Annotated in this window: 14 protein-coding genes; 8 read left to right on the top strand and 6 right to left on the bottom strand. The window is 56.7% G+C overall.

The features are described 5' to 3' along the window. Window positions 1-11: 11 nt before the first annotated feature. The 4 genes from RMR16_RS19330 to RMR16_RS19315 all read right to left on the bottom strand — a co-directional run bounded on the left by RMR16_RS19330 (window position 12) and on the right by RMR16_RS19315 (window position 5,528). Entirely contained in the window at window positions 12-1,073 is a 1,062-nt protein-coding gene (locus RMR16_RS19330) for an ABC transporter ATP-binding protein (protein WP_320198933.1), read from the bottom strand. Continuing rightward, window positions 1,070-3,301, bottom strand: a complete 2,232-nt coding sequence (locus RMR16_RS19325) for an ABC transporter permease (protein ID WP_320198932.1) — start codon at window positions 3,299-3,301, stop codon at window positions 1,070-1,072. The genes RMR16_RS19330 and RMR16_RS19325 overlap by 4 nt, the downstream gene beginning before the upstream one ends. An 88-nt stretch (window positions 3,302-3,389) precedes the next feature. Then, window positions 3,390-4,415, bottom strand: coding sequence for an ABC transporter substrate-binding protein (locus RMR16_RS19320; RefSeq protein ID WP_320198931.1), 1,026 nt, complete (start codon window positions 4,413-4,415; stop codon window positions 3,390-3,392). Window positions 4,416-4,535: 120 nt separating this feature from the next. After that, a complete protein-coding gene (locus tag RMR16_RS19315; RefSeq protein ID WP_320199016.1) occupies window positions 4,536-5,528 on the bottom strand; it encodes an ABC transporter substrate-binding protein in 993 nt (330 codons plus the stop codon). A 238-nt stretch (window positions 5,529-5,766) separates the two neighbouring features. Between RMR16_RS19315 and RMR16_RS19310 the strand changes: the two genes are divergently transcribed. Together RMR16_RS19310 and RMR16_RS19305 are read left to right on the top strand one after the other, a co-directional pair. Further along, the gene (locus tag RMR16_RS19310) at window positions 5,767-6,507 is read left to right on the top strand and encodes a response regulator transcription factor (RefSeq protein WP_320198930.1); all 741 of its coding nucleotides are present in this window, start codon (window positions 5,767-5,769) and stop codon (window positions 6,505-6,507) included. Beyond that, complete coding sequence (locus tag RMR16_RS19305) at window positions 6,504-8,606, top strand: sensor histidine kinase (protein ID WP_320198929.1); 2,103 nt, start codon at window positions 6,504-6,506, stop codon at window positions 8,604-8,606. Before RMR16_RS19310 ends, RMR16_RS19305 begins: the two co-directional genes overlap by 4 nt. A 50-nt stretch (window positions 8,607-8,656) precedes the next feature. Here the strand turns inward: RMR16_RS19305 and RMR16_RS19300 are convergent, their stop codons facing one another. Then, window positions 8,657-9,835, bottom strand: a complete 1,179-nt coding sequence (locus tag RMR16_RS19300) for an acyl-CoA dehydrogenase family protein (RefSeq protein WP_320198928.1) — start codon at window positions 9,833-9,835, stop codon at window positions 8,657-8,659. A 55-nt stretch (window positions 9,836-9,890) separates the two neighbouring features. Next, window positions 9,891-11,495, bottom strand: coding sequence for an ABC transporter substrate-binding protein (locus RMR16_RS19295; RefSeq protein WP_320198927.1), 1,605 nt, complete (start codon window positions 11,493-11,495; stop codon window positions 9,891-9,893). A 266-nt stretch (window positions 11,496-11,761) separates the two neighbouring features. Between RMR16_RS19295 and RMR16_RS19290 the strand changes: the two genes are divergently transcribed. From RMR16_RS19290 to RMR16_RS19265, 6 genes are all read left to right on the top strand, one after another. Further along, on the top strand, window positions 11,762-12,751 hold the full coding sequence (locus tag RMR16_RS19290) for an ABC transporter permease (RefSeq protein ID WP_320198926.1): 990 nt from the start codon (window positions 11,762-11,764) through the stop codon (window positions 12,749-12,751). Beyond that, window positions 12,748-13,761: an ABC transporter permease gene (locus tag RMR16_RS19285; RefSeq protein WP_320198925.1), complete on the top strand. Its 1,014-nt coding sequence runs from the start codon at window positions 12,748-12,750 to the stop codon at window positions 13,759-13,761. Before RMR16_RS19290 ends, RMR16_RS19285 begins: the two co-directional genes overlap by 4 nt. Beyond that, complete coding sequence (locus RMR16_RS19280; protein ID WP_320198924.1) at window positions 13,758-14,756, top strand: ABC transporter ATP-binding protein; 999 nt, start codon at window positions 13,758-13,760, stop codon at window positions 14,754-14,756. Before RMR16_RS19285 ends, RMR16_RS19280 begins: the two co-directional genes overlap by 4 nt. Then, complete coding sequence (locus tag RMR16_RS19275; protein WP_320198923.1) at window positions 14,734-15,669, top strand: ABC transporter ATP-binding protein; 936 nt, start codon at window positions 14,734-14,736, stop codon at window positions 15,667-15,669. The genes RMR16_RS19280 and RMR16_RS19275 overlap by 23 nt, the downstream gene beginning before the upstream one ends. A 19-nt stretch (window positions 15,670-15,688) precedes the next feature. After that, window positions 15,689-16,744: an aldo/keto reductase gene (locus tag RMR16_RS19270; RefSeq protein ID WP_320198922.1), complete on the top strand. Its 1,056-nt coding sequence runs from the start codon at window positions 15,689-15,691 to the stop codon at window positions 16,742-16,744. Window positions 16,745-16,813: 69 nt separating this feature from the next. Continuing rightward, entirely contained in the window at window positions 16,814-18,058 is a 1,245-nt protein-coding gene (locus RMR16_RS19265; RefSeq protein WP_320198921.1) for an acyl-CoA dehydrogenase family protein, read from the top strand. Window positions 18,059-18,075: the final 17 nt, after the last annotated feature.

Here is an 18,075-nt window from a genome sequence, read left to right as displayed (position 1 = left end):
CATATCATATCTCAGCCGTTGATCAGGGCTATACCGCGGTTCTTGAACCCCAATGTGACATCACTGGCCGGAGAAAGGCTCGCCTCCATGGCATGGTCGATGATGAACAGAGTGCCAACATCGGTTTCCACCTCGTATTCAATGTGACCGCCCAGATAGGCACTGTGAAGCACCCGCCCCGCTAACCCTTGGCCGCCCGGAACGCCGATGGTGATGGAACCAGGTCTGATCGCCAGTTTCGCAGTACCGGGTTTTGCGCCATGCCCACGCACACGGTAATCGACGCCACCGACACGGATCAGCGCCTGCTCCCCATCCACATCGATGACTTCGCAGGCGATAACATTGGCCTCGCCCATAAAATCCGCGATGAAGGATGATGCCGGTGCTTCATAAAGCTCACGCGGTGCACCGGACTGAGCAATCTCACCGTCCTTCATAACGATGATGCGGTCGGAAACGGCCAGCGCCTCATCCTGATCATGCGTCACATAAACCGCCGTGAAACCCAGCCGCTGCTGCAATTCCCGAATTTCCGTTCGAACTCTACGGCGCAGGCGGGCGTCGAGATTGGACAGAGGTTCATCAAGCAACAGAACCTGAGGCTCAAGGACCAGCGCACGCGCAACCGCAACACGTTGCTGCTGGCCACCGGAAAGCTCTGCCGGAAGCCGCTGTCCCATCCCTGCGAGCCCAACAAGTTTAAGGCCTTCTTCCGCCTTTTCCCGTGCGTCTTTTTTGTTCAGGCCCGAAGATTGCAAACCATAGGCCACATTGTCGAGTGCGCTCATATGGGGAAACAGCGCGTAGGATTGGAACACCATCGAAACGTCGCGTTCATTGGCGGGCAACATGGTCACATCGGTGCCACCGATCAGAATGCGGCCGGAAGTGGGGTGCTCCAGTCCGGCCAACATGCGAAGCGTCGTCGTCTTGCCGCAGCCAGATGGGCCAAGCAGGGTCACCAGCGTTCCCGGCTCGATGGTCAGCGACAAATCCGGGATGGCCGTGAAAGCACCAAACGTCTTGCGAACATTTTGAAAGGTGACGGAGCCGGGTTTTACTTTGATCATGCGGTTTTCTCCTGAGCGAGAGGAACTGGGGCGGCGGTGGTGACACCGGCAACGCGATTTTCGCGACGCAGACGGCGTTCACCCACGAGAAGCTGGAAGCCTGTGATGACGGTGATCATCACGACGATCAGCATGGAAGAATAAGCAATCGCCACGCCGTATTCACCGTTTTCGACAAGGCCGACGATGTAGGAGGTCGCCATATTGTACTCGGCACTGACGAGGAAAATGACGGCACTGATGGAGGTAATTGCGCGGACGAACGAATAGACGAGCGCCGCCGTAATTGCCGGTCGCAACAGCGGCAGGATGACTTTGCGAATGGTGCGGAAACTATCCGCCCGCAATGTCAGCGAGGCTTCATCAAGGCTTTTGTCCAACTGGCTCATGGCTGCAATGCCGCCACGCACGCCGACAGGCATATTGCGGAACACGAAGCAGGCAATCAGGATCAGTGCCGATCCCGTCATTTCGATGGGTGGCAGATTGAAGGCCATGATGTAGCTGACGCCAATGACGGTGCCGGGAATGGCAAAGCTCATCATCAGCGCAAACTCGAAGATGTTCTTTCCAGCAAATTTCTGCCGTACGATGATGTAGGCGGTGAGCAGGCCGACCGCTGCGGTCAAGGGTGCTGAGACGAGTGCGATTTCCATGGTCGTCCAGAAGGAATTCCACGCAACGCCAGTCCACGCGATGCTGCCATTGTTGAAGCCGATGGAAAATGCACGAATATAATGATCCAGCGTCAGGGAACTGTCCAAGCCCCATGTTTTCACAAAGCCGCCGATCAGGATCATGCCATACACAACGATGGTGAACAGCATCCAGGGCACGACGACTGCGTGGACGCCGATAGAAAGACCACGGGGCAGCGCGATGTGTGCGCCGCTATCGCCCTTGCCTGTCACCGTCGCGAAGTTTTTGCCGGACAACCACACGCGCTGCGCAAGGAACGCCGAGAGCGTGAAGCAGAGCAGAACCATGGCGAGAACGGCTGCGCGGGATGGATCGTTTTGAGACCCGACAACCGCAAAGAAGATTTCGGTTGAGAGCACCCCGTGGCTTCCGCCAAGGACCAATGGATTGCCGAAATCGGCCATGCTCTCGATAAAACCAATCAGGAAGGCATTGGCAAGACCGGGCTTCATGAGTGGAAGCGAAACCCGCCAGAAGGTGCGCCAGCGATCTGCGCGCAGGGTCTGAGATGCCTCCTCCATGGACGGGCTGACGCCTTCAACGACGCCGATCAAAACCAGAAAGGAAATAGGCGTGAAGGACAGGACTTGCGCAATCCAGATGCCCGTCAAACCGTAGAGCCAACGTCCGGGTTCAATGCCGAACAGGCTTGAGAGACCTTCCGTAACAACGCCCGCGCGACCAAACAGAAGCGTCAGCGCCAGACCAATGACGAAGGGCGGCGTGATGATTGGCAAGACAGTCAGAAGACGCAGGCCCTTTTTGAACGGAAAGCGTGTTCGAGTTGCGACAAGTGCAAATCCCAGACCCAACAAGGTGGACGCAGATGCGGTCATGATCGCAAGAAGCAGCGTGCGCCACGCCACGCCACAACGTTCTTCACCCGTTACGCAGCCAAGGCTCCAGATGCCGGGGTCCTGCATATTGCGGATGAAGCCATCAGGATTGAAGGTGCCGTCAAAAGCCTGCACGGAAGCGATGAACATGCTGCCGATGGGATAAAATACGAAGATCGTCACGAGGAATATCAGCATCGAAATCGACGCAACGATGAAGGCATCCCCCTTCATCACGCCACGTTCCGCCAGCCCGAAAGCAAACAGCAGAACGAAAACCACCGCCATCACAATAGCACCGGCACCCATAGAGGGTTGACCATTGGAAAGTGCGCCGAACAGGTTTTCGCTGATGCTCCATGTCCAGCCGGTAAAACCGATTGCCAGTCCTTGAAGAGACAAAAACAGAAGACCTGCCCCGCCGATCCACGCCAGCAATGATCCGCGTTTCATAGGATCCTGCACAGGTCGCACCAGACAAGCAGCAAGGAACAGAAGTGGCACTCCGGCCAGCCAGACTTTTCCATAGAGAAAAATCTCTAGAAAGCCGGGTGCGGTACTTTCGGAAGAGAGAAATCCCGGGAGCCAGCTAAAGCCGAAAAAACCGCCTTCAATTCGATACCAAGGAACCAGAATGAGGGCAGCAGCCCCGAGCGCAAGGACGATGTCCAGCCTGCGATTGCCACGTCTCATGGCTTACCTCGCTTGTGTCGTAATCATAAAAAGGGGAGCGGCAACCCGGAGTGAATTCCGGGCCACCTTTTAATAGTCTCGTTGAAAATCAGTTCGCGACTGCGCCAACTTCACGGTCCCAACGTTCCAGCAAGGCCTTGCGCTTGGCCGGGTCGCCATAGGTTTTGAAGTCATAATCGATGAGCTTGATGTCTTCGAACTTCGGCGCTTCCTTCGGTACTTCTGCGGTTTTGTTGGAAGGCAGCTGGAAGGATTTTGCATCCTTCATGCGGGACTGCACCTTGGACGTTAGAGCCCAATCATACCAGGTCTTGGCGTTTTCCAGATTGCGGGCGCCCTTGATGATCGACATGGAGCCGATTTCGTACCCAGTGCCTTCGCATGGTGCGATGGATTTGACCGGGAAACCTTCCGCGGTCTGCGCGACAGCATCGTGCATGAAGACGATGCCCAACGCTGTTTCACCGCGTGCTGCGGCTTTAACTGGCGCCGAGCCGGACTTGGTGTATTGGGAAATATTGACGTTCAGCTTCTTCAGATAGTCAATTGCCTGGTCTTCTCCCATGATCTGCACCAGAGACGCGAGTGCGGTGTAGGCCGTACCGGATGAGTTGGGATTGGCGATCTGGATTTCGCCCTTCAGTTCCGGTGCCAGAAGATCGGCCCAGCATAGAGGCTCTTTATATCCCTTGGTTTTGAAGATTTGCGTGTTGTAACCCCAGCCAAGTGCACCGGCATAAACGCCGACCGTGCGATAACCCGAACTCGCCGCCTGCTTGGTGGCCCAATCCTGCAACTGGTCCAGCATAGGCGATTTATATTCTGCCGTCAGATTTTCAGAAGCGGCCTGCATGTGCGGGTCACCCGTACCAGCCCACCAAATGTCGGTTTTGGGATTGCGCGATTCTGCACGCACCTTGGCATAGGTTTCACCCGATGAGAGGCGAACCATGTTGACCTTGATATCGTGGTCCTTTTCGAAATCGCCCTTCATTTGTTCGCAAATCACCACGTCTGCGGAGCAGATGAGGTTGAGGTCACCGGCTGCCTGAGCCGAGACTGCGCTAAGAGCCGTTCCGGCAAAAAGCAGTGTGGAAAGAAGTGAAATTCGCATGCGTTATCCTCCTGTTGCTTGCGATAGGGTGTGATTGGAAAAGGCACAGCCTCTCCATCACGGCAGGGGAAACCCGCGCCGCGTCGTCTTGTGTTGCTGTGTTAAATCGTTGTTTGCCTGTTACTGGGAGACAGTTATTTCGGCATCGAAGCGCCTCAGAAGCCGACTTCGCTCTCCAGCTTGCCCGAAGGTGGCGAAATCGTAATCCACCATTTTAATCAAAGAGATATCCGGTGCGGCAGGCGGCAATGCTGCCCGCGCGTTCGATGGCACTTGATTTTGACCCGCAGCGGCGCCCGTGGCCTGACCTTCGGGGCTCAATGCAAATTCCACGAAGGCCTCCGCTGCTGCCAGATTGTGTGAGCCCTTTACGATGCTGACGGCACCAATTTCATAACCCGTACCTTCGCAGGGAGCGACGATAATCAATGGATAACCCTCCTCTTTCTGGGTCACGGCGTCATGCATGAAGGAGATGCCAATCAGGGTTTCGCCCTTGGCTGCCGCCTTTACAGGTGCGGAGCCGGACTTTGTGTATTCCGTAATATTACGGTTGAGAGAACCGATGTAACGAAACGCTTCGTCTTCTCCGAAAAGCTGAACCAGCGTGGCCAGCATGGTGAAGGCGGTGCCGGATGAATTCGGATTGCCGGATTGTATCTGCCCACGATACGCCTCGTTCGACAAATCCTTCCAGCATGTCGGTGCGGGCAATCCCCGCGCCGTCAGCAATTGCGAATTATAGGCGAAGCCCAACGCCCCGGCATAAATGCCAGACGCGTACTCTCCCGACATTTCAAAAAAGTTCTGCGCCCATGGCAACATATCCGCTTGATGTTTGGGCACATAACGCTCCAGCAGTCCTTCTGACGCGGCCTGCAAATGCGTATCGCCCGTGCCACCCCACCAGACATCCACCGTCGGCGCTGATTTTTCCGACCGAAGCTGATCGAGAATTTCACCGGTGCTTTTTCTGACGATAGCAACGTCTATGCCGGTGCTGGCCTCAAAGGATTGCTGCATGGTAACGCACCATGCTTCGTCCGTGCCGCACAGGACGTTCAACCGCGCATCGGCCAAGCCGTGACTTGCAGTACACAGCCACGCGGCCATGCCCACAGCTAAAGCCGATATTGCTTTCAAACGAACCTCCCTCTTGGAACCTCCCCGTTCCAATCTCCGCAGTCAGCATGTCAGATTTGGCGGTAGCCGCAATCGAAGAATGATTACCAATTTTGCACCGCAGCGCCGAAGAAAATTACATTCATTACAAATATGACGACGGCAATAATCAGCAACACTTTGAATATCCGCATTGAACGCCGTATGGTGATGACGGGAGGACTACGCAGTGCTGAATCAGAAGGTGCGAATTCTGATCGTCGAAGACGATCCGGACATGGCAGAGCTTATCTCGGATTTGATCGAGGCGGAGGATTGGACGCCGATTTGCGCACGATCCGCCGAGGAGGCAAGCGCCATATTGCTGCATGAGCAGGTGCATCTGGTTCTTGTCGATCACAATCTGCCCGGCACATCCGGCCGCACCTTTGCACAGCGGCTGCGCACGCAGTATGATCTGGGGATTGTGATGGTCACTGCCGCTGGCAGTGCGGCCGATCGGGTCTTGGGTCTGGAAACCGCCGCCGATGACTACGTGGTCAAACCCTTTGAGCCGATTGAGCTGACAGCCCGCATCAAAGCAGTCCTGCGACGCACCATACCGTCGCTCAAGCACGAGAAAGACACGGAAAAGGACCATACGCGCTCATCCCTGTTGCTTGGCGATTGGGCGATAGACCTCAATGGCAGACAGGCCACATGCCTCACCGACCGCAGCCGCACATTGACGTCGGCGGAGTTTGCCCTGCTTGAAATTCTGGCCGCGACACCGAACCAACCTGTGAGCAGGGCGCAGATTCTTGACCGGCTCGGCTCCGAAAGCGATCGCTACATCGACCGCAATGTGGATGTGCTTGTTCTGCGGCTGCGGCGCAAAATAGAACTCAACCCCGATCTGCCGCGCCACATCAAAACGCGCCGCGGAAAAGGATATGTTTTGCACACCGATGAAACAGAGCTTTTGCCGTGATCAGCCGCTCCTTCCTGTCATCCATCGCGTTTCGTCTGCCCTTTGCCATCCTGTTCATTTGTCTTCTAGTTTTCAGCCTCTCAGTCATCGCCATCTATGGTTTGCAGCGTGCCCGTGACGAAATGGCGGCTTACGGGCTACAGGCCTTTTCCAGTTTGGCCAAAGCATCCCTCGTCTCACGGCAGGTGTCCGATCTGGTGTCGAGCGCGCCGTTTTTGATGAATGCCGCCTCTCCCTACCGGGTTTCAAGCGAAAGTCGCGCTGTGGTTTCGCAGGTCGACGGTCTGCTGACCATGATAGGGCGTGATGCGGAAGAGCCTATCATAAAAGGTTTCGCAAGCGGACGGATTGTGGAACTGCTCGACCTTATTCGCACCCAGACACAAGCGCTGGCCAGAGATGCCGATGCAGCACAAAGCCACAAGGCAGAGGCCGCAGCGGCGCTGGGTGAGATTGCCACGGGCGAAGGCGTCAAAGACGGCGGTTTGAGGCGCCAGTTGAACAGCATCGTGCAGGCCGTATCTGCGTCTGACAGCCTTTTCCAGCTCGGAGAACTTCGCAGGCGTTATGTGGTTGAGACGGCCGCGCAGCAGGGCAGAGGCGAGCCGGACTTTCGCATCTCGCCAGCAGAGCTGCGTCCCTATGAGCGCGTGTTTGAAGCACAAACGCGTTATCTGCTTCAAATGTTTGGCATCCGCGCCGCCGTTTCAAAACTGCATGAGGTTTCGCGCGATCTTTCCCATGCCACGGAAACCCAAAGCGATGCGGTAGCGCGTGGGCTGAACGACGATCTGATTTCCACCTCCGATGCACTCAACAGACTTTTGATAATTGTTGCGATCGCCTCGCTTCTCGTTCTTGCCATGGCAGTTTTTTCAATCCGCTCCGTCATGCGCGTTTCACGCGGCATCGTGTCCCTATCAAACGGCATGAATGCACTTGCCAAGGGAGAGAAAAACGTTGGTCCTCCAACCTATCGCGGAAGCGAAACGGAACTTGTTCGCCTTCTCGATGCCTTTCGTGCCTTTAACGAAAGTGTCGAGCGCGTATCACGGCTGAGGCGCACAGCGGAGGCGGCCGCAAGAACCATCCGCTCCACCTTCCGCAACATGAATGAGGGTATCGCGCTGTTTGATGCAACAGGCCGACCGATCACCATGAACCGGCGCGTCATCGATCTGATCGGCAAGTCTGCGGTATCGCGCAAATTGCCTCTACAACGGTTTGTCGAGACCATTCCGGAAATCGATCCCGACCTGCTGCCCACACCAACACAGGACGGCTATTTGCAGGACCGCTCCGTGATACGTCATCGGGCCGAGGGTCAACAAGTCACCGAGATTTCCCTATCACGCCAGCCGGATGGCGGCATCGTCCTTCTGGCCCGCGATGTGACGGCTATGGATCGCCAGGAAGCGGAGGCCGCCAAAGCGCAACGGTTGGACGGCATCATGCGTATGACCCATCAGGTCAGCCATGAAGTCGGCAATATGATCGGTATCATCACCGGCAGTCTCGGCCTTCTGGAGCGGGAAGCCGGTTTCAACGACCGCCAGAAACGACATATCGCACGCATACGCAAGGCTGCGGATAGAGGGAGAGCGCTCGCAAGCAGTATGCTTTCGGTTGGTAGCCAGCAACCGATCCACCCGACCCCCATGGATATTGCCAACTTGCTTCGAGGCATGGTGGACATTCTGGAAATCGCTGTCGGTCCAAAGTGCCGTATCGAACTGGAGCTGGAAGAGCACTTGCCGACAATTCCGCTGGACCCCGCTTTGTTCGAACAATCCATTTTAAACCTCTGCCTAAACGCCGCAGCCGCAATGCCGAACGGAGGTCTGATCACTATCAGCGCTGCGCAAACCGGCGACGCGTTGCTGGTTCGTGTCAAAGACGAAGGCGTTGGGATGACGGCTGAAGCCGTGGACAAAGCATTCGAACCCTATTTTACGACAAGGGGCGACCAGGGTGGAGCCGGTCTCGGTCTGGCGGTTGTCTATGGATTCGTGCGCCAAAGCGGAGGGGAAGCGCATATCCATTCCACTGCCGGACAAGGTACGACAATTCAACTTACATTCCCATGCAGCACGTGCTGATGAAACCGAAACCGGTCGTTACGATCGATCAGCGAGCGGCACTGCGAGTGTCACTTCGTTGCAGCGTTTATCGCCGCTTTCCCAAGCGTCGTGCGGATCATATGGTTTTGCGGGGCATGGGCGCGGGCAGTGATCGCATCACGATGGTGGCGCTCCAGACCGTAATCTCTGCGAAGACCGCGATTGCCGCCGAGTTCGAGTGCGAGATCAGTCACGGAAACCGCATTGTCGATGACCACATGACGAACGGCAAGTGCATCCGTGCCGACCGGCGTTCCCCGGTCAACGTCCCGCGCAAGCGAGGTGAGCAGGCGTCTGTTGGTTGCCAGCAAGACTTCGATCTGGCCCAACCCTTCCTGAATGCGTGGGATAGAGGAAAGTGGCGCACCAAGGCTTGAGGGAGCATGGCCGTTGAGGTGCTTCAGCAAATCGTTGCGGGCCGAAAGCGCTACGCCCTGATAGACTGCAGGCAGAAGCGTGAAGAAGTTGTGGCCGTCTGCTTCGTCGCGACGCAAGGGTTCACTTGCGGGTTGTTCGGCAACAAGGTCGCCAAGCGGCACCCTGACGTTTTCCAGCACCAGATCATGGCTGGCCGTGCCATACATGCCTGCCGCTTCCCACGCTTTGACGTAGCTGATGCCTTTTGCGTCCAGCGGCACGAGAAGCTGGACCAAACGTGGCGCTTCTTCCTCAGTCAGTGCCAGAACAATCGCCCATTTCAACCCCGGCAGGCCGGTGACGAAACTTTTACGGCCACTGACGATCCAGTGACCATCTTCAATACGCGCGACCGTTTCAGGCCTCCCGCCATGTGCAGGTGAACCCATGCCAGGCTCTGCCTGCGCATTGTTGATGAGCGCCAGTCCGTCCACATTTGCCGTCAGAACCTTGGACGCCAAGGCTGCGGGCCATTTGCCACGCTTTACCGCAAAATGAACGCTGTAATGCATGGCGAGAATAAGCGCCGTCGACGGGTCGCCGCTGGCGATGGTCGAAATCACAGCCTGCGCCTTTTCCAGTCCTTCGCCCCACCCACCCTGTTCAGCCGCCGTGACGAGGCCGAGCAAGCCGGATTCGAACAATGCCTGAAAATTCGGATGCGAGAATTCACCAGTCTTGTCATAATCCGGCGCGGTTTTTGCAAACTCGACCGCCAATGTTTTGGCAATCTCAACCGGATCAACCGACTGAGTGGACGTCAATTTCACGGCGGAGAGTTGAGCACTCATGCGGCTTACCTTTTGGCTATGACTTTTGGATCAATGGCAAATCTTGAGCACTGGCTTATGATGTTGCCAGATAGGCGAATGCGAGGCTTCCCGCCGCACCCTCTGCGCCAACCGTGTGATCTGCCAGTCTCTTGTTGTAGATGGTAATTTCCGGCGTGCTGACGATGTCGATGGCTGGTACGTCTTCCACCAGAATCTGCTGGATATCCTTCCATTGCGCAAAGCGCTTGGACGGATCGATTTCAATCGCTGCGGCTTCCAGAAGCGCATCGACTTTCGGGTTGCTATAGGCAGCGCCGTTGGAGAAAGGCACGCCCTTCTTGAAGTTCTTGCTCCAATACAGACGCTGTACGCCAACCGTTGGGTCGAACAGGTTGCTCATGCCTTCATAGGCAAAGTCAAAATCGCGATCCGTGTAGATACGCTTGGTATAGGTCGCAAAATCCTGCGTGCGCACGCTGACCTCGATACCGACCTTCGCGAGCGCCTGGCGAATATAGTCTGCGCCGCGCGGATAACCTTCGCCGGGAACGTAATCGAGATTGAGCTTGGCACGAATGCCATCAGGACCGCGTTTGTACCCTGCCTCATCCAAGAGCGTCTCTGCCGCCTTGAGATCGATCGGATAGGTTTTCAGATCGTCCACATACCATTTCGACAACTTTACACTGATCGGTCCGGTGATAGGTGCGCCGTAACCGTAGTTGACGGTGTTGAAGATGACATTGCGGTCAATGACATGCGCGAAGGCCCGGCGCACACGCACATCCTTGAAAAACTCTCTTTCAAGGTTGAATTCGACACGGCTGATGCTGTTGATATATTGGTAGCCACGCGTATCCAAAGCGATATTCGGCAAGGCCTTCAAGCGATCAAGATCGCTGTAAGGAACAGGTGTGCCAGGCGCCAGATCGATCTCACCGGATTCGATGGCGATACTGCGCGCAGCGGAATCATTGATGAAGCGCACGACGAGACGGTCCAGATATGGGCGCGGCTGATCCCAATAAGCGGGGTTACGCTCATAGACGATGTGGCTGCCGCGCACCCATTCCTTAAAGATGAACGGGCCAGTGCCAACCGGGGCGTAGTTGGCCGGATTTTCCTGAACCTTCGTGCCTTCGTAGAGATGCTTCGGAACGATAGGCGTTTCACCCGCTGCAAGTGCAGTGATGAGATAAGGCGCAGGTTTGGAAAGCACCAGCACTGCCGTCAACTCATCCGGCGTTTCCACATCTGCCAGATTGAGGAAGGTGTTGCGCCCACGCGGATGCACTTCTTTCAGTGTCTTGACGGAAAAGGCGACATCGGCAGAGGTGAAAGGCTTGCCATCGTGCCATTTCACGCTGGGTCTCAGTTTGAATGTGTAGCGCAGGCCATCCGGGCTGATCTGCCATTCCGTTGCCAGAAGCGGCTTGGGATTGAGATCGAAATCGTAGGACAGCAGACCTTCGGTTACCTTCGGCGACACATAAAACGAATTGAGCGCCGTGTGGGCAATCGTCGTCAAAACCGGTGGTTCAGTGGCCAGCAGGAAGGTGGCCGAACCGCCACGCACGGGCTCTGCGGCACGAACAGTCAAGCCTGAAATTGACAGGGCACCCAGCGCCACCGAGGCATTCAGAAAGGCGCGTCTGGTGGGTTTCTTGAAATCACTCATGAAAACATCTTCTCTCTGAGCCCGAAAAAACAGGGCAATTCTTGTGATGGCGATTTTGAGGAATTTGTTTCGCGGGAACCTTCTGTTAGAGCATGAACGCCCAACAATCGCAATTTTGCGAAATTATCTTTCCTATTTAATCGATTTTTCTGACAAAATCAGAAAATATTTCCAATACTCTTTGACAAATTCCATAAACTTAGTCAACTAATAACGCGCACAGAATGGGCGCTCAGGGCCTTACAACGCATAAGAGTAAAGAGCCGATGTCGAATACCAAGAGGATATTACTCCGGGCACGCCGTGTCGCCATTCAAGCGATTCCGACGATATTTGGCATTGTCATATTGAACTTTTTCCTGCTGCAACTGGCGCCGGGTGATGCGGCAGATGTTCTGGCCGCAGAGTCGGGTTCTGCAACCGTAGAGACGATGGCAGAGCTTCGCTCGCGCTTCGGACTAGACCTGCCGGTGGTGCATCAGCTGACGAATTATCTCGGCAATCTTGCCCAATTCAGCCTCGGTTATTCTCCACGCTACGGCATGCCGGTTGCCGACCTCATCGGCCAGAGACTGCCGGGAACCTTGGCGCTGATGGGCGCGTCTCTCACTCTTGCCATTGTCGTCGGGGTGTTTCTCGGCTCCATCATGGCGCTGTTTTCAGGAAAACTGCCGGACCGGATCATTTCCATCGGTTCGTTGATTTTTTATTCTGTGCCCGGTTTCTGGATCGGGCTGATGCTCATCCTCACATTTTCCGTAAAACTGGGTTGGCTGCCTTCCGGCGGAGACAGCACGATCGGCAGCGGCCTGACCGGCTTTAGCGCTTTTGCAGACCGTGCACGGTACATTGTCTTGCCGGCGCTTTCGCTGGCGCTCTATTTCCTCGCCATCTATGCGCGCTTGACCCGCGCTGCGATGCTGGAGGTCAAGTCTCAGGATTACGTGCGTACGGCTCGCGCAAAGGGTGTCTCGCCCATCCGTTTGACCCTTCGCCACATTCTGCGCAATGCGCTCATTCCCATCACCACCATGGCAGGCATGCACATTGGCGGCCTGTTGGGTGGAGCTGTTGTGGTGGAAACCGTGTTTAGCTGGCCGGGGCTTGGACGCCTCGCATTCGAAGCCGTGATGGCGCGCGATTTCAGCGTTCTGCTCGGCATCCTGCTTTTGTCGTCCCTCGTCGTCATCATCGTCAACGCAGCCGTAGACCTTTTTCAGGCATGGCTTGATCCCCGCATTGGAGAAAGCCGATGAGCCTTTCCGACACCACCTCCATTCTGCATGGCGCGGACATTGTCGTGCAAAAACAAACGGATGCTGCTACCCAAAGGGCAAAGGAACAGAAACCTGACGATCAGGGCTGGCCTTTTATCCATGCGCCGGACGCCCTTTCTGCACGCACCACCACGGTGCCGCGTCGCGGGTTGCGCCGTGAAGTCAAGATTTTCCTGACCAACCCCAACGCCATCGTCGGGCTTCTGTTTCTGGCTACCGTGCTTATCACAGCACTGATCGCACCCATTCTTTATCCGGGCGATCCGCTGGAAATGGTGTCGCGACCATTTTTGTGGCCGGGCCAGAATGCTGCCTATCCGCTCGGAACGGACTCCATGGGACGGGATGTTCTGGCAGGCATCGTGCACGGCGCACGTATTTCGTTGACCGTTGGCGTCGTTGCAACATTGATCGGGCTGACAATCGGCATCACAGTCGGCGCCTTTGCCGGTTATTTCGGCGGCTTGGTCGATGATATCCTCGTCAAGCTGATCGAAATTTTCCAGACCTTGCCGAACTTCGTGCTGCTGGTGGTGCTGGTCGCCATTGCCCAGCCCTCTGTTACCACGGTCACATCAGCCATCGGCATCATCACCTGGCCGCTCGTTGCCCGCCTGACCCGTGCCGAATTTCGCGCCATTCGTGAGAAGGATTATGTGGTCGCCGCCCGCAGTCTCGGTTTCGGCCACGCGCGCATCGTCTTTACCGAAATTCTGCCCAACGCCTTGCCGCCGATTATCGTCACGTCCTCGGTCATGGTCGCAGGCGCGATCCTGATGGAAGCAGCACTTTCCTTCATGGGACTGGGCGATCCCAACCGTGTATCGTGGGGTTCGATGATCGGTTCTGGGCGCGATGTTATCCGCACCGCATGGTATCTCACCGCCCTTCCCGGCCTTGCCATCGTCTTCACGGTTATCTCCCTCAACCTCATCAGTGATGGGCTGAACGATGCGCTCAATCCCCGCTTTTCGGAGGAACGTCGATGAGCAATCTGATCGAAGTCCGGGATTTATCCGTCAGCTTTGGTTCGGCCCAACCGGTTAAGGGCGTCAGCTTTGACGTCACACCCGGTGAAATGCTGGCCATCGTGGGCGAAAGTGGTTCCGGAAAGTCGCTAACAGCACTTGGCTTGATCGGTCTCCTGCCGTCCCACGCCAAAATCGGCGGCAAAATCCTGTTTGAAGGCCGTGATCTGCTTTCGCAAACCGAGCGGCAGTGGAGAGGGATCCGTGGCCGCGATATCGGCATGATTTTCCAGGAGCCGATGACATCGCTCAATCCGGTCCTGACCGTTGGTGAGCAGATCATCGAAGTGCTTCGCATACATGAAAAAATCGACAAGCGTGAAGCACGCAAGCGTGCGATAGCGCTGCTGGACCTCGTCAACATTCCTGAGGCGGGACGGCGGGTGGATGATTATCCGCATCAACTTTCCGGCGGTATGCGCCAGCGTGTGATGATCGCCATCGGCGTGGCCTGCAATCCAAAACTGCTGATTGCCGATGAGGCCACGACCGCGCTGGATGTGACAATTCAGGCACAAATTCTTCAGCTTCTCGACAATCTTCGCCGCGATCTCAACATGGCCGTCATCCTCATTACCCACGATCTTGGCATCGTGGCGCAATGGGCGGACCGGGTGATGGTCATGTATGCGGGGCGCAAGGTGGAGGAAGGTCTGCCCGAGCCGGTGTTCGAGCAGCCCTACCATCCATACACACGCGGTCTTCTCGCCGCATCGCCGCGTGCTGAGGTGGGACAGCATTATCGTGACGGGCCGCTGCTGGAAATCCCCGGCTCTATCGTCTCAGCAACAGGTGAAAAAGGCTGCGCCTTTCGTCCTCGCTGTCCGAGCGCCCGCGGTTTTTGCGGGCAATATGTGCCGCCTTTGAGGCTCATTTCGGAAGGCCGTTATGCTGCCTGCCCATTCGTTTCCACCATAGACACGCAGGTATTCCATGACGCTCTTGTCAGTGCATAAGCTTTCCACCCACTATAAGGGAGGTCGCGGCACCGTGCGCGCCGTGGACGACGTCTCGCTGGATATTGAGTCTGGCGAAACGGTTGCGCTCGTGGGTGAATCCGGTTGCGGCAAATCCTCACTCGGCAAGTCGCTGATGCGACTGGTGGAGCCATCATCCGGCAGGATCACCTTCAAGGGGGCGGACGTGACCGCCATGTCGTCATCCGAACTGCGCGGTATCCGCCGCCGTATTCAGATGATTTTTCAAGACCCTTTCGCCTCGCTCAATCCGCGCCACACGGTCCGCACCATCCTCACTGCACCGCTGAAAGTGCATGGTCTTGGTGATGCGACACAGCGGCAGGAGATCGTTGAGTCGATTATCGCGCAGGTCGGTTTGCCACCGGATGCGCTTGACCGGTATCCGCACGAATTTTCTGGTGGGCAGCGCCAGCGCATCGGTATTGCCCGTGCGCTAATCCTCGAACCGGAACTGGTGGTGTGCGACGAGCCCGTGTCGGCGCTTGATCTTTCGATACAGGCGCAAATTCTCAATCTGCTGGTGGAGATGAAGAAGCGGCTCTCACTATCGTATCTTTTCGTGTCGCACGACCTGTCCGTGGTTCGCTATTTTTCGGACCGTGTTCTCGTCATGTATCTCGGCAAGATCGTGGAAAGCGCACCGACTGCGGAACTTTGGGCCTCCCCAAAGCATCCTTATACGCGTGCATTGCTGGCTGCCGTTCCAGATCCCGCCCGCCGCAAACAGGCGGCCCCGATTTCCGGCGACCTGCCAAGCCCGCACAACCCGCCATCCGGCTGCCGTTTCCACACGCGCTGCCCACTGGCAACCGATCTCTGTCGCGAAAAAGCGCCAGAATACAGCCTATTCGGCGAGAACCACGCAGTGGCCTGCCATTATGCCACCTGACATGACAAGGAGTTAAACCATGGTCGATTATAATTATCTCGGGCGCAGCGCGCTGAAAGTATCGCCGCTCAGCCTCGGCACGATGATGTTCGGCGGTCCCACACCGGATGACGTTGCCTTCCGCATCATCGACAAGGCGCGCGAACAGGGCATCAACTTCATCGATACGGCTGACGTGTACCACGACGGCAAATCGGAAGAAGTCGTCGGACGCGGTATCAAGTCCAGCCGTGACCACTGGGTTCTGGCAACGAAGTTTGTCAACTCGCACACCAAAGGCCCCAATCTCGGCGGCCATTCGCGCAAGTGGGTGATCGAAACCGTTGAAAACTCGCTGCGTCGCTTGAATACCGATTACATCGATATTCTCTATTTCCACCGCGCCGTTTTTGACGCACCGCTGGAAGAGCCGGTGCGTGCCATTGCCGATCTTATCCGCGCTGGCAAGCTGCGTTACTTCGGCGTTTCCAACTTCCGTGGATGGCGCATCGCGGAAATCGCACATCTTGCCGACCAGCTTGGCATCGACCGCCCAGTTGCCAGCCAGCCGCTTTACAACATCGTCAATCGCACCGCAGAAGCAGAACAGCTTCCGGCAGCGGACCATTACGGCCTCGGCGTTGTGTCCTACTCGCCGCTGGCACGTGGCGTATTGACCGGCAAATACCAGCCGGGTCGGGAACCGGGTGCAGATACCCGCGTCGGTCGTGGAGACAAGCGCGTTCTGGAAACCGAATGGCGCCCAGAATCGATCGAAATCGCTCAGAAGGTTGCGGCCCACGCAGCTGCAAAGGGCGTCTCCGCCGCCGACTTCGCCCTCGCTTGGGTTCTCAACAACAAGCTCGTCACCGCCGCCATCACCGGCCCACGCACAGAAGCCCATTGGGATCGTTACGTCCGCGCTCTGGATGTGAAGATCGATGCGGAAGACGAAGCACTGGTCGATAGCCTCGTGACCACGGGCCATCCCTCGACAGCCGGTTTCAACGACCCAAGCCATCCGGTGGAAGGTCGTGTTGCACGCAATCTTGAGCCCGCGCCGCGCCTGGCTGTCCAGCCGCGCGCCGTTGCCTGAGTTGCAACGATAACACCGTCTGCGACGTAACCCATGTCGCAGACCTCTGATCCTCCAAGGAATAGCGCGATGCCCAAGACCTTACAGACATCAGAAACCGTAAACCCTTCTTCTTTGGGCACCCCCACTCGCGAAGACATTCTGGCCAGCGCAAGAGAAATTGCGGCGGCGGCAGCAGAGGATGCGGCACGCCGGGAGCGGAACCGGGAACTGCCATACGACGTTTTTGCCCAGATCAAACAGGCGAAAATCGGGACGTTGCGCATTCCTCAATCCAAGGGTGGTCCGGGCGGCACTATTACGGACTACATGGACGTCCTTATGATCCTTGGGGAAGCGGACAGCAACATTCCGCACGCGCTGCGCAGCCATTTCAACTTCACTGAAAATTTAGCGCTTGCACCTCTCGAACTTGAAGATCGTCGCCACTTGGAAAATGTCCTTGCAGGCAAGCTCTTTGCCGGTGCCAGCACCGAACAGGGCACGAAGCGCCCCGGCGAAATCACCACGCGCCTGAGCCTGGATGGAGATCGGTTTCGTCTGAACGGGCGCAAATGGTACGCGACCGGCACGGCCTTTGCCGATTACGGCTCCTTCAGCGCGATTGACGAAGACGATCAACCAATCGGCGTACTTATCCCGCTGGATCGCGCGGGCATCACCGTTCTGGACGATTGGGACAGCATGGGCCAGCGCACGACAGCCAGTGGTGGTGTCATTCTGGATAATGTTGAAGTCCTGCCCCATGAGTTGATGACACGAAAACTGGGCACCCAGATCGGACGTCATTCATCCGCCATGCGCCAGCTTCACCTTGCAGCGTCTGCAACAGGCTCTGTTCAGGGTGCCGTCAACGAAGGCATCCAATATGTTTTGCGCCAGGCCCGCACCACGCTGCATAGCGCCGCTGAAACGGCAAACGAAGACCCCTTCGTGCAGAAAACGGTGGGGGAACTCAGCGCCGGTGCGTTTGCAGTTAAAACACTGATCCGCGAAGCAGCACGCACGCTCGATAGAACCGCAGCGGCGATTGCCACGGGTGATGAAGAGGCCATCGAGGCCGCGCTGCTGGAAGGTTCGCTTGCCGTGGCGCGCACGCAGATCATTGCCTCCCAGCTTTCGCTGACCGTTGCCACCAATATCTTTGAACTGGGGGGCGGTTCGGCCACATCGTCAGAGCGGAATTTCGACCGGCACTGGCGCAATATCCGCACGGTCTACAATCACAACCCCTTGCAACATAAAGCTCGGGTCGTGGGTGATTATCTTCTGAACGGCACCACCACCAACCTCAAAGAAGGCCGGGTATTCTGACACTGGGGGCAACGGTC

This window comes from Agrobacterium sp. rho-13.3 (genome assembly GCF_033957765.2).
GTDB lineage: Bacteria > Pseudomonadota > Alphaproteobacteria > Rhizobiales > Rhizobiaceae > Agrobacterium.
This window is presented reverse-complemented; position numbering and strand designations above follow the sequence as displayed.

What these genes read in the sequence shown, in the direction of transcription:
- RMR16_RS19330 (WP_320198933.1), bottom strand. Translation starts at nt 1,073, where the DNA reads ATGATCAAAGTAAAACCCGGCTCCGTCACCTTTCAAAATGTTCGCAAG.
- RMR16_RS19325 (WP_320198932.1), bottom strand. Translation starts at nt 3,301, where the DNA reads ATGAGACGTGGCAATCGCAGGCTGGACATCGTCCTTGCGCTCGGGGCT.
- RMR16_RS19320 (WP_320198931.1), bottom strand. Translation starts at nt 4,415, where the DNA reads ATGCGAATTTCACTTCTTTCCACACTGCTTTTTGCCGGAACGGCTCTT.
- RMR16_RS19315 (WP_320199016.1), bottom strand. Translation starts at nt 5,528, where the DNA reads ATGGCCGCGTGGCTGTGTACTGCAAGTCACGGCTTGGCCGATGCGCGG.
- RMR16_RS19300 (WP_320198928.1), bottom strand. Translation starts at nt 9,835, where the DNA reads ATGAGTGCTCAACTCTCCGCCGTGAAATTGACGTCCACTCAGTCGGTT.
- RMR16_RS19295 (WP_320198927.1), bottom strand. Translation starts at nt 11,495, where the DNA reads ATGAGTGATTTCAAGAAACCCACCAGACGCGCCTTTCTGAATGCCTCG.
- RMR16_RS19290 (WP_320198926.1), top strand. Translation starts at nt 11,762, where the DNA reads ATGTCGAATACCAAGAGGATATTACTCCGGGCACGCCGTGTCGCCATT.
- RMR16_RS19285 (WP_320198925.1), top strand. Translation starts at nt 12,748, where the DNA reads ATGAGCCTTTCCGACACCACCTCCATTCTGCATGGCGCGGACATTGTC.
- RMR16_RS19280 (WP_320198924.1), top strand. Translation starts at nt 13,758, where the DNA reads ATGAGCAATCTGATCGAAGTCCGGGATTTATCCGTCAGCTTTGGTTCG.
- RMR16_RS19275 (WP_320198923.1), top strand. Translation starts at nt 14,734, where the DNA reads ATGACGCTCTTGTCAGTGCATAAGCTTTCCACCCACTATAAGGGAGGT.
- RMR16_RS19270 (WP_320198922.1), top strand. Translation starts at nt 15,689, where the DNA reads ATGGTCGATTATAATTATCTCGGGCGCAGCGCGCTGAAAGTATCGCCG.
- RMR16_RS19265 (WP_320198921.1), top strand. Translation starts at nt 16,814, where the DNA reads ATGCCCAAGACCTTACAGACATCAGAAACCGTAAACCCTTCTTCTTTG.